Source organism: Massilia sp. SYSU DXS3249 (assembly GCF_053668055.1).
Genome location: NZ_JBSIPX010000016.1, coordinates 69,487 through 80,496, shown reverse-complemented (window position 1 = coordinate 80,496; position 11,010 = coordinate 69,487). Strand labels below are relative to the sequence as shown.

8 protein-coding genes are annotated in these 11,010 nt (G+C 67.7%); 6 read left to right on the top strand and 2 right to left on the bottom strand.

Annotated features, from left to right (window positions below):
- Nucleotides 1-57: 57 nt before the first annotated feature.
- The 3 genes from ACWCIA_RS17840 (at nt 58) to ACWCIA_RS17830 (ending at nt 3,182) form a co-directional block, all read left to right on the top strand.
- The gene (locus ACWCIA_RS17840; protein WP_454165403.1) at nt 58-459 is read left to right on the top strand and encodes a KGG domain-containing protein; all 402 of its coding nucleotides are present in this window, start codon (nt 58-60) and stop codon (nt 457-459) included.
- 286 nt (nt 460-745) lie between these two features.
- Nucleotides 746-1,693 (top strand): DMT family transporter, encoded by a 948-nt coding sequence (locus ACWCIA_RS17835; protein WP_454165401.1) that lies wholly within the window; start codon nt 746-748, stop codon nt 1,691-1,693.
- Nucleotides 1,694-1,772: 79 nt separating this feature from the next.
- Nucleotides 1,773-3,182 (top strand): HD-GYP domain-containing protein, encoded by a 1,410-nt coding sequence (locus ACWCIA_RS17830; RefSeq protein WP_454165399.1) that lies wholly within the window; start codon nt 1,773-1,775, stop codon nt 3,180-3,182.
- On the opposite strand, the gene ACWCIA_RS17825 is transcribed toward ACWCIA_RS17830, so the two are convergent.
- The gene (locus tag ACWCIA_RS17825; RefSeq protein ID WP_454165397.1) at nt 3,169-4,380 is read right to left on the bottom strand and encodes a cation:proton antiporter; all 1,212 of its coding nucleotides are present in this window, start codon (nt 4,378-4,380) and stop codon (nt 3,169-3,171) included. The two genes, ACWCIA_RS17830 and ACWCIA_RS17825, sit on opposite strands and share 14 nt — an antisense overlap.
- Nucleotides 4,381-4,549: 169 nt before the next feature.
- Here ACWCIA_RS17825 and ACWCIA_RS17820 point away from each other — a divergent pair, with 169 nt between their 5' ends.
- Both ACWCIA_RS17820 and ACWCIA_RS17815 read left to right on the top strand, forming a co-directional pair.
- Nucleotides 4,550-5,842, top strand: coding sequence for a sugar MFS transporter (locus ACWCIA_RS17820; protein ID WP_454165395.1), 1,293 nt, complete (start codon nt 4,550-4,552; stop codon nt 5,840-5,842).
- Between the two features lie 237 nt (nt 5,843-6,079).
- Nucleotides 6,080-7,723, top strand: coding sequence for a M28 family peptidase (locus tag ACWCIA_RS17815; RefSeq protein WP_454165393.1), 1,644 nt, complete (start codon nt 6,080-6,082; stop codon nt 7,721-7,723).
- A gap of 11 nt (nt 7,724-7,734) precedes the next feature.
- Here ACWCIA_RS17815 and ACWCIA_RS17810 read toward each other — a convergent pair whose 3' ends face one another.
- Nucleotides 7,735-9,606, bottom strand: coding sequence for a PAS domain S-box protein (locus ACWCIA_RS17810; RefSeq protein ID WP_454165391.1), 1,872 nt, complete (start codon nt 9,604-9,606; stop codon nt 7,735-7,737).
- Nucleotides 9,607-9,773: 167 nt separating this feature from the next.
- Here ACWCIA_RS17810 and ACWCIA_RS17805 point away from each other — a divergent pair, with 167 nt between their 5' ends.
- Nucleotides 9,774-10,835: an aldose epimerase family protein gene (locus ACWCIA_RS17805; RefSeq protein WP_454165389.1), complete on the top strand. Its 1,062-nt coding sequence runs from the start codon at nt 9,774-9,776 to the stop codon at nt 10,833-10,835.
- Nucleotides 10,836-11,010: the final 175 nt, after the last annotated feature.

Below are 11,010 nucleotides of genomic sequence, written 5' to 3'. Positions count from 1 at the left end.
ATGTACCTGTCTCAGCCAGTAACAGGCGAGCACTTCACTTGATAACAGGAGGTAACTATGGCAGCTAACAACCAAGGTGGAAACAACCGAGGCGGAAACCAGGGCAATCAAGGTGGTGGTGGCGGCAACCAGGGCAGCAAGCAGAGCGGCGACACCAGCAACCGCGGTTTCGCATCGATGGATCCACAGCGCCAGCGCGAAATCGCCAGCGAAGGTGGCCGTGCGGCGCACGCATCGGGCAATGCCCACGAGTTCACGTCGGAAGAAGCACGCCGTGCCGGCTCGATGAGCCACAAGAACGACGGCAACAACCAGAGCAGCGGTGGCGGCAGCAGGCAAAGCGGCGGCCAGGGCGGCAACCAGGGTAGCGGTAACCAGGGTGGCAACCAGAGCACCCGCGGCGGTTCGCCGGAGCAGCACGCAAAAGCCGGCTCGCAGAGCCACAAGAACGACAAGTGATCATTCCTTGTCGTACCGACCCGAGGTGCTGCATGACAGCTGCGGGTATGTAGCAAGCGGAGAGGTCGCTCCTCTACCGTGAAAATGGCGCCGCCGCGCCGGTCCCATCGACCGGTAGCCCCGGCGCCTCCGTTTTTCTGGGCATTCCATTGACGTCATCCCGGGCGTAGGGTGGGCGCTCCGTGCCCACGCGGAAGCATGAGCAGTGGCTGCCCTGCTTCTGGCACAATAGCCCTTTTGCAGGCGCCCACTGGCGCCGCGACGGATCGTTTGCCGAGGATTGCGTTTGTTGACTGGAGTGTTGTGTGGCGTGCTGGCCGGCGCGTTGTGGGGCATGGTGTTCATCGTCCCCGAATTGCTGCCCGGGTTTTCCCCGGTCGAGCTGGCGGTCGGGCGCTACACGGCTTACGGCGCCATCGCGCTCGGCCTGGTGCTGCCCCGGCTGCGGCGCCTGCTGCGCCGCCTGGTGGCGCGCGATTATCTGGCACTGCTGCGCCAGGCCCTGAGCGGCAACCTCGTCTACTACATGCTGCTGGCGCTGGGCGTCAAACTGGCCGGCGTAGCGCCGACCTCGCTCATCATCGGCCTGGTGCCGGTGGCGGTGACCCTGCTGGGCCGCCGCGACCAGGGCGCCGTGCCGCTGCGCCGCCTGGCGCTGCCGCTGCTGGTCGTCGCGGTGGCGATCGGCTGCATCAACGTCGACGCGCTGGCGCATGCGCAGGCCAGCGGCGCGGGCTGGCCGGTCATCCTGCTGGGCGTAACTTGCGCGGCGGGCGCCTTGCTGTGCTGGACCTGGTACGCGCTCGACAACGCGCGCTACCTGAAGGCCAATCCGCAGTTCAGCGGCGGCGAATGGTCGTCGCTCTACGGCCTGGCGAGCGGCCTGATTGCCTTGCCGATCGGCCTGGCGTCGATGCTGATGACGGGCGGGGGCGAGGCGGGGCCGCCGGTCGAACGCGACTGGATGCTGTTCTGGTTCTATAACGGACTGCTGGCGCTGGGCGCCTCGGTCGTCGGCAACGGCTTGTGGAACATCGCCAGCCGCCGCCTGCCGGTGACGCTGACCGGCCAGCTGATCCTGTTCGAGACGGTGGCGGCGATGTTGTACGGCTTCGTCTACCGCGGCACGCCGCCGCGGCCGCTCGAGCTAATGGCCATCGGCCTGCTGGTGGCCGGCGTGACCTGGTCGGTCAGGCTGCACGCCCAGCCCCGGCGGGGCGCCGTGGCGGCCTGACGACAAACCGGCCGGCCCATGCGCACTGGGGCAGATTGCGGCGTACAATGATTCTTTCATTTAGGCAACATCGCGAGCCATGGACCGATTCCCTTACCCGGCAACAGCCACGCACCCCACGGAACTGAAACTGTCGGAACTGATCGGCGCGCTCAGCTACGCGCTCGACCTCACCGAAGGCCAGCCCGCCGGGCATTGCGTGCGCGTCTGCTGGATCGGCATGCACATCGGCCGCGACGCCGGCATGAACCCGACCCAGCTCTGGGAGCTGTACTACACCCTGCTGCTCAAGGACCTCGGCTGCAGCAGCAATGCCGCGCGCATCTGCGAGCTGTACATGACCGACGACCTCGGTTTCAAGCGCGGCTTCAAGACCGTCGGCGACAGCCTGCCGCAGGTGCTCGGTTTCGTGCTCAAGCATACGGGCCTGAAGGCCGGCCTGGCCGAGCGCTTCCGCAGCGTGATGACGATCCTGCGCGACGGCCCGGCCATTGCCCAGGAGCTGATCGCCACCCGCTGCCAGCGCGGCGCCGACATCGCGCGCCTGCTGCGTTTTCCCGAGGCGGTATCGCGCGGCATCTACAGCCTCGACGAGCATTTCAACGGCAAGGGCAAGCCGGCGCAGCTGGCCGGGGAGGCGATTCCCGTGTATTCGCGCATTGCCCTGCTGGCCCAGGTGGTGGATGTGTTCTACGCCGAAGGCGGACCGGCCGCGGCGCTGGGCGAGGCGCGCCGCCGCGCCGGCAGCTGGTTCGATCCGCGCCTGGTCGCGGCGCTCGAGCGCGTGGCCGCGCATGAGGGATTCTGGGAGACGCTGGCCTCGCCCGGCCTCGACAAGACCGTCTTCGCCATGGAGCCGGCCGAGCACACTATCCCGCTCGACGACGATTACCTCGACGACATTGCCGCCGCCTTCGGCCAGGTGGTCGACTCGAAAAGCCCCTTTACCAGTGGCCACAGCAGCCGGGTGGCGCTCTACACCGACATGATCGCCGAAGCCCTGGGCCTGCCGGCCGAGCGGCGCCGCTGGCTCAAGCGCGGCGCGCTGCTGCATGACGTCGGCAAGCTGGGCGTCAGCAACAGCGTGCTCGACAAGGCCGGCAAGCTCGACCGCGACGAGTGGGCCGCCGTGCGCCGCCACGCCGAATACACCGAAACCATTCTCGGCCGCATCGCCGCCTTCGCGGAACTGGGCCGCATCGCCGGCGCCCACCACGAACGGCTCGACGGCGGCGGCTATCCGCGCGGCTTGACGGGCGAGCAGATCGACATCGAGACGCGCATCATCACCACCGCCGACATCTTCGACGCCATCACCGCCGAGCGCCCTTATCGCGGCGCGATTCCGGTGGCGCAGGCGCTGGACATGATGGAAAAGACGGTCGGCACCGCGCTCGACGCCGATTGTTTCGCCGCGCTCACGCGCGCGGTCGGGCAGGCCGGCCTGCTGGACGAATCCGCCGACCCGGAGCCTGTCAGCTCGCCTTGAACACCAGCGCCGCCACGCGCCGCAGTTTCGGGTAGACCACCGGCACCGTCAGCATGGTGCTGGCAATCGCCATCAGGAGCAGGGCGGTGAAGGTTTCGTTGGTGACGATGCCCTTGTCGAGCAGGATGTTGACGAAGATGATCATGATCAGGGCCTTGGTCTGCAGCAGCCAGCCGATGATCGACGCTTCTCCCTTACCCCAGCCGAGGATGCGCCCGGCGAGGTGGGTGCCGGCCAGCTTGCCCGCCACCGAAGCCACCAGCAGCACCGCCGCCGCCGCGAACACCGCCGTGCCGCCGACGTCCCAGTCGGTGCGCAATCCCGTGCTCAGGAAGTAGACCGGCATCATGGTCAGCAGCACGTGCTGGCGCAGCAGGTCGAGTTTTTTCTGGTCGAACCAGTGCGCATCCATCACCGCGCCGGAGAGGAAGGCGCCGACCATGTAGTGCAGCCCGGCCCAGTCGGCGGCCAGCGCGCAGGCGGCCAGCCAGACCGGCGCGGCGAACCAGCGGTCGCGCTCTTCGAGCCAGACCATCAGGCGGCGGAAAGCGAAGGCCGCGACGGAGAACACCAGGATGAAGCCGAGCTGGCGCCCGACGCGCTCCCAGTCGAGCAGGATCAGCGCCAGCACGCCCCAAATCGCGATGTCGTCCAGGCTGGCGTAGCGCAGCACGCGCTGGCCGATCGGCTCGCGCAGGATCTCCAGTTTTTCCATCAGCAGGATCAGGATCGGCAGCGCCGTCACGGCGCAGGCCATGCCCACGCCCAGCACGAACTGCCAGTCATGGGCGTTCGCCCCCTTCCAGCCGGCGTAGCCGAGCATGCCGGCGGCGGCCACGCAGCCGAACACCAGCGGCACGCCGAGAGCCAGCGTGGCCGTGATCGTGCTTTCGCGGCGGTGCTCCCAGGCCTTCTTCAGATCGAGTTCGATCCCGGCAATCATCACGAAGAGCATCACCGCCCACCAGGCGATGCCGTTCAGCGCGCCCATCACCTGCGGGTTGAACACGAAGCTGTAGTACTCGGGATAGGCGCGGCCCAGGATGCCCGGCCCCAGCAGCACGCCGGTGATGATCTGCACCACGACCAGCGGCGCCCAATAGTCGGTCTTGCCGACCCGCCAGATCAGGTAGGGCAGGGTGAAAATCACCAGCATCGCGATCAGGAAGATCTCCGTCGTTCCCATGGATGAGTGCATAATGTTCTCTTTATGTAGTAGTGTTACTGTTTTGGGCGCGCGCAAAAGAGTAACATGCCCCGTGGGTGAAACAAAACAACAGTATTGACAGGAAGCTCACTGTTGTCGTTTTTTTGCCGGACTACCGGTCTGGCGCCGCGCCGCAGCCAATCAACACCTAGGAATGTTCATGGACCACACCGCACGCCCCACCACGCTGGCCTCGCCCGGCGCAACGAAGTCGAACGTCGGCCCGCTCGTCATCGTCACCATCCTGTTCTTCATGTGGGGCTTGCTGACCTCGCTGAACGACATCCTGATCCCACACCTGAAATCGATCTACACGCTGACCTATGTGCAGGCGATGCTGGTGCAGTTCTGCTTCTTCGGCGCCTACTTCATCGTCTCGATGCCGGCCGGCGCGCTGATACGCCGCATCGGCTACCAGAAGGGCGTGGTGACGGGGCTGGTGATCGCGGCCGCCGGCTGCGCGTTGTTCTACCCGGCTTCCCAGGGCGGCTACGCGCTGTTCCTGTTTGCCTTCTTCGTGCTCGCCAGCGGCATCACGATCCTGCAGGTGGCGGCCAATCCCTACGTGACCGTGCTCGGCCCGGCCAGCACCGCATCCAGCCGGCTGACGCTGACCCAGGCTTTCAATGCGCTCGGCACCACGGTCGGCCCGGCCCTGGGCGGCGTGCTGATCCTGTCGGCGGCGGCCGTCGGCGCCGACCAGATCGCGGCCATGTCGGCCGCCGAACAGGCAGCCCACCGTGCGCAGGAAGCGGCCGCCGTGCAGGGACCCTACCTGGCGCTGGCCGCCGCGCTGGCGGTCCTCGCCGTGCTGTTCGCGCTGGCGCGCCTGCCGAAGGTAGTGCACGAGGACGGCCCGGCCGCAACGGGCGGCGAAGGCTCGGCCTGGAGCCACCGCCACCTGGTGCTGGGCGCCGTCGCCATCTTCCTCTATGTGGGCGGCGAAGTCAGCATCGGCAGCTTCCTGGTCAACTTCCTGGGCGAGCCGCACATTGCCGGCCTCTCGCATGCGGCCGCCTCGCAGTACGTCAGCCTGTACTGGGGCGGCGCGCTGGTCGGGCGCTTCATCGGCTTTGCCGTGATGCGCTACGTCAGCCCGGGCAAGACCCTGGCCTTCAATGCGACCGGCGCCATCGTCCTGCTGCTGGTGGCGATCTTCGGCGAAGGCAAGGTGGCGATGACGGCCATCCTCCTGGTCGGCCTGTGCAACTCGATCATGTTCCCGACCATCTTCAGCATGGCGCTGCACGGCCTCGGGCGCTTCACCGGCCAGGGCTCGGGCATCCTCTGCATGGCCATCGTCGGCGGCGCGATCGTGCCCTTCGCCCAGGGCGCGGTGGCCGACGGCGCCGGCCTGCAGCCGTCCTTCCTGGTGCCGGCGGCGTGCTACCTGTTCATCCTGTTTTATGGGGTGAAGTATGCGATGCTGCATCGGCAGGGCACCACTGCCTGACGGTAGGGTGGGCGGCTCGTAATTCAGGCCCCCGGCCTGAATTACCCCACGCGGACATTGGCGTCGTGTTGGCCGCATTCCGTACCGGGCGATGCGCTACGTCGACGCTCGTGGAAATGGTAGCAAAACGCGTTTGGCAAGATGCTCTTGTCGAGTTAACACTGCGCTAGCTTCCGCGTGGGCACAGGGTGCCCACCCTACGGTAACATGATGGCACCAACACCTCATGGAGCCCCGATGCGCCTTCGTCCCACCTTCGCGGCCGTCGCCCTGACCGCCGCCTCCGCCCTCAGCCTGTCCCCTACCGCCGCCGCCCAGGAGGCGCCCGCGGTATCCGAAACGGCGCTGCGCGCCCATCTCTCCTTTCTCGCCGACGACCTGCTCGAAGGACGCGGCACCGGCCAGCGCGGCGGCACGCTCACGGTGCGCTACCTGGAGACCCAGGCCGCGGCCATCGGCCTGAAGCCCATCCCCGGCGGCGGCTACCGCCAGCCGGTGCCGATCCAGGGCACCAAGCAGCTGCCTGGCAGTACCGCCGAATTCGTCGCCGGCGGCAAGCGCATCTCTCCGGCCCTCGGCAAGGGCATCGTGTTCGGCACCGCGACCGGCAAGACCGAGCTGACGGTCGACGCCCCGCTGGTCTTCGTCGGCTACGGCGTCTCGGCGCCCGAGGAAAACTGGGACGACTACAAGGGCCAGGACGTGAAGGGCAAGATCCTCGTCATGATGGTCAACGACCCGCAGCCCACCAGCGCCGAGCCGAACCGCTTTGCCGGCAAGGCCTACACCTGGTACGGCCGCTGGCTGTATAAATTCGAGGAAGCCGTGCGCCGCGGCGCGGCCGGGGCGCTGCTGATCCACACGACGCCATCGGCCTCCTATGCCTGGGACGTGCCGGCCAACGGCTTCTCGCACGAGCGCTTCCGCCTGGCCGGCGCCGGTAATCCGGTCGAAGGCTGGCTGCACGAAGACACGGCGCGCGAGCTGTTCGCGGCCAGCGGTTTCGACCTGGATAAACTCCGCGCCGACGCCGAGAAGCGCGAGTTCCGCCCGGTCGACCTGAAGACCAGCGCCCGCATCGTCATGAAGTCGACGGTGCGCAAGGTCGACGACGTCAACGTGGTCGGCATCGTGCCCGGCACCGATCCGAAACTGAAGGCCCAGGCGGTCGTGTATTCGGCGCACTGGGACCACTTCGGCGTCGACCCGAACCTGGTCGGCGCGGACGGGCGTGACCACGTCTTCAACGGCGCCATCGACAACGCCACCGGCACCGCCGCGCTGCTGGCGATGGCCGCCGAAGCGGTGAAAAAGCCGGCGCGCCGCACCCAGATCTTCCTGTGGCCGGCCGCCGAAGAGCAGGGCCTGCTGGGCAGCGCCGCGTATGTCGCCAACCCGGTGGTGCCGCTGGCCCAGACCGCGGCCGACCTGAACCTCGACAGTCTGAACTTCGTGGGACGCACGCGCGACATCGGCGTGCCCGGCGCCGAGCGCAGCAGCCTGTACGACACCGCCGCCGTGGTGGCGAAGAAGATGGGCCTCAAACTGGCGCCGACCATCCCCGACCTGTCCGGCGCCTACTTCCGCGCCGACCACTTCAACTTCGCCAAGGCCGGCGTGCCAGCGTTTAACGTCGGCTCGGCCGTGTTCTCGGGCGACGGCCACTTCGAGTTCGAGCACGCCCAGCAGCAGGGCAGCGCGAAGATGGTCGGCTACAAGAAGGACTACCACCAGGTGACCGACGAATACCGCCCCGACTGGGACCTGTCGGGCATGGTGCAGCAGGCCCAGTTCACGCTGAACCTGGGCTATGCGGTGGCGAACGCACCGACGATGCCGACCTGGAAGAAAGGCGACGCGTTTTCGCGGGTCAAGCGTTAAGTCTGCAAGCGTTAAGTCTGCGTTCTGCGCGGGAACACCTGCCCCTTGCCGGCGCGCTTGGCGTCGTACATGTGGCCGTCGGCCTCGCGCAGCAGGTCGTCGACGCTGGCGCGGCTGCCCGGGGTGAAGCGGGCGATGCCGACGCTGGCGCCGACCTGCGCCAGGCCGCCGTCGACCTGGAACGGCCGGCCCAGCGCCTCGACCGCCTTGAGCGCGACGATGTGGGCGTCGTCCTCGCAATCGGCCAGTCCCTCGACCAACACCGTGAACTCGTCGCCCGCGAGGCGGAACACGCTGTCGGTCTTGCGCACCACATCGCGCAGGCGCGCCGCCACTTCGCACAGCAGGCGGTCGCCGGCCTCGTGGCCGTGGGTGTCGTTCACCAGCTTGAAGCCGTCGAGGTCGATGAACAGCAGCGCCATGCTGCGCCCGGTGCGCGCCGCACGCGCCTGGGCCAGCGGCAGCGTCTCGAGCAGGGCGCGCCGGTTCAAGAGGCCGGTGAGCATGTCGTGGCGGCTTTCGTATTCGCGCAGGGCCTCGGCCTGCTTGCGCTCCGAGATGTCGTGTAGGAAGGCGCTGAACACCTTCTGCCCGCGCATTTCCAGCGCGTTGATGCGCACTTCGACCATCAGGGTCGAGCCGTCCTTGCGCACGGCCGGCAGTTCGAGTCGCTTGCCGAGCACCGTCGACGGCCCGCCGCCCACGTTGCGCGACAGGCCGGTGCGGTGCCGGTCGGCGAAGTGGGGCGGGATGATCAGGTCGTCGAGCGGGCGGCCGATGGCCTCCGGCGCCGCATAGCCGAAGGTCTGCTCCGCCGCGCGGTTCCAGACCGTGACGAGGCCGTCCTGGTCCAGGCCGATGTAGGCATCGTTGGCGTTCTCGATCACGCTGCGCAGTTCGAGCTCGCGCTCGTGCAGCTCGCGCGTGCGCACGGCCACGCGCTCTTCCAGTTCGGCGTACACCGCGGCCAGGTCGGCCTGGGTCTCCTTCTGCGCCTGGATGTCCTTCACGACCGACACGTAGTACTCGATCTCGCCGGCCTCGTTGCGCTTTGCGCTGACGTTCAGGTTGACCCAGACCGCCCGGCCGTCCTTGCGGATATAGCGCTTCTCCATCTGGTACTGATCGATCTCGCCCTGGCGCAGGCGCTCGAGCAGGTGCAGGTCGCTGTCGAGGTCCTCGGGGTGGGTGATGTCCTGGAAGGACAAGCGCTGCAGTTCTTCCTGCGAATAGCCGAGGATCGCGCACAGCGCGCCGTTCACGCTGATCCAGGCACCCCCCGGCGCCACCAGCGCGATGCCGATGCTGGCGAGGTCGAAGATCGAGCGGAAGCGCGCCTCGCTGGCGTCGAGCACCGCCGCCGAACGCAGGGTCTGGCGTCCGGCTACGGCGAGCCGTTCGCGGTACTGCACTTCCTGCTGCACGATGTCGGCCAGGTCGATCAGGATGCACAGCTCGTCGGCGGTCAGCACGCGCGCCTCCTGGCCGATCGCGCACAGGGTGCCGATCGCCAGGCCGCCCCTGCTGCGGATCGGCACCCCGGCATAGAAGCGGATGTCGGGCGGGCCGGTCACCAGCGGGTTGTCGGCGAAGCGCGGATCGCTGGCGGCATTGGTCACCACCAGCGGCTGGTCCTGCGCGATGGCGTGGGCGCAGAAGGCGTGTTCGCGCGGCAGCTCGCGCTCGTCCATGCCGACGCGCGACTTGAAATACTGGCGCCGGTTGTCGACCAGCGAGAACAGGGCGATCGGCACCTTCAGCAGGCGGCTGACAAGGCGGGTGATGCGGTCGAATACCTCTTCGGCTTCGGTATCGAGCAGGGCCAGCGATTCGAGCAGCTGCAGCCGTTCGGCTTCATCGGGGGGCGTACGGGGGGCGGGCATGAGTCGATCCGGCATATGCATGATGAATGTCTCCACCACTGTAGCAGATCGCGCCGCGCGGGCGAGCTTGCCAAGGTGTGGCCTGGGGCAAGGGCGCGCGCCGCCGGAAGGCCCCCATGCTAGGATCGGCGCATCGCCCAATACAACACAAGGAAGGACTCGACAACGTGCAACCCGGTATCCTGCAAGCGCCATTCGGCGTGCTTCCCGACGGCCGCGCCGTCAGCGTGTTCACGCTCGTCAACCGCAGCGGCATGACGGTGCGCATCCTGGACCTCGGCGGCATCATCACCGAAATCCACGTGCCCGACCGCCAGGGCGTGTTCGCCGATGTGGCGCTCGGCTTCGACACGGTCGATCCCTACCTCGGCGACAGCCCGTATTTCGGCGCCCTGATCGGCCGCTACGGCAACCGCATCGCGCGCGGGCGTTTCACGCTCGACGGCCAGGATTACGAACTGCCGGTCAACAACGGCAAGAACCACCTGCACGGCGGGACGCCCGGTTTCGACCGCGTCCTGTGGAACGCGCGCATCGATGGGGGCGAACTGGTGCTGGCCTACCGCAGCGCGGACGGCGAGCAGGGCTATCCGGGCACGCTCGACGCCACGGTGCGCTACAGCCTGAACGACGACAACGAAATCGTGGTGCGCTTTTCGGCCGCGACCGACCGCGCCACGCCGGTCAACCTGACCCAGCACAGTTACTTCAACCTGTCCGCGAACGGAAGCGACATCGGCGACATCCTCGGGCACGAACTGCTGCTCGACGCCGACGCCTTCGTCGCGATCGACGCCGACCTGATCCCGCTCGGCAGCCTGGCGCCGGTGGCAGGCACGCCTTTCGATTTCCGTTCCCCGCGCCCCATCGGCGAGGCGATCGGCGCGCCCGACGAGCAGCTCGAGCGCGGCGGCGGCTACGACCACTGCTTTGCACTGAACAAGCCGGCTCCAAAGACCATGACACGCGCCGCGCGCGTGCGCGAGCCCGCCTCCGGGCGGGTGCTGGAACTGTTCACGCAGGAGCCGGGCGTGCAGTTCTACAGCGGGAACTTCCTCGACGGCTCGCTGCAGGGCAAGGGCCGCACCTATGCCTGGCGCACTGGCTTCTGCCTCGAGCCCCAGCACTTCCCCGATTCGCCGAACCAGCCGGGCTTCCCGAACACCATCCTACGTCCCGGCGAGACCTACGAGACCGAATCGCGCTTTCGCTTCTCCGTGGAGCCATGAAGGCCGTGTGAGCAGGCGTTAGCAAGGCCTGGATGCCCCTTTTCATGCGGGGCGCATGAGGTCGGAGGAGGCCTTCATCCGCCTCGCATGACCTGTCGGCGCCGGCGTGCAAGGCGCTGCGCGAGGGCCGATCGGCGGCTATAATCGCCCGGATATCCCTCTGGCTCCCGTGATC

Excerpts from the sequence above, each read along its gene's own strand:
- ACWCIA_RS17815 (WP_454165393.1), top strand. The coding sequence starts at position 6,080 with ATGCGCCTTCGTCCCACCTTCGCGGCCGTCGCCCTGACCGCCGCCTCC.
- ACWCIA_RS17830 (WP_454165399.1), top strand. The coding sequence starts at position 1,773 with ATGGACCGATTCCCTTACCCGGCAACAGCCACGCACCCCACGGAACTG.
- ACWCIA_RS17820 (WP_454165395.1), top strand. The coding sequence starts at position 4,550 with ATGGACCACACCGCACGCCCCACCACGCTGGCCTCGCCCGGCGCAACG.
- ACWCIA_RS17810 (WP_454165391.1), bottom strand. The coding sequence starts at position 9,606 with ATGCCCGCCCCCCGTACGCCCCCCGATGAAGCCGAACGGCTGCAGCTG.
- ACWCIA_RS17840 (WP_454165403.1), top strand. The coding sequence starts at position 58 with ATGGCAGCTAACAACCAAGGTGGAAACAACCGAGGCGGAAACCAGGGC.
- ACWCIA_RS17825 (WP_454165397.1), bottom strand. The coding sequence starts at position 4,380 with ATGCACTCATCCATGGGAACGACGGAGATCTTCCTGATCGCGATGCTG.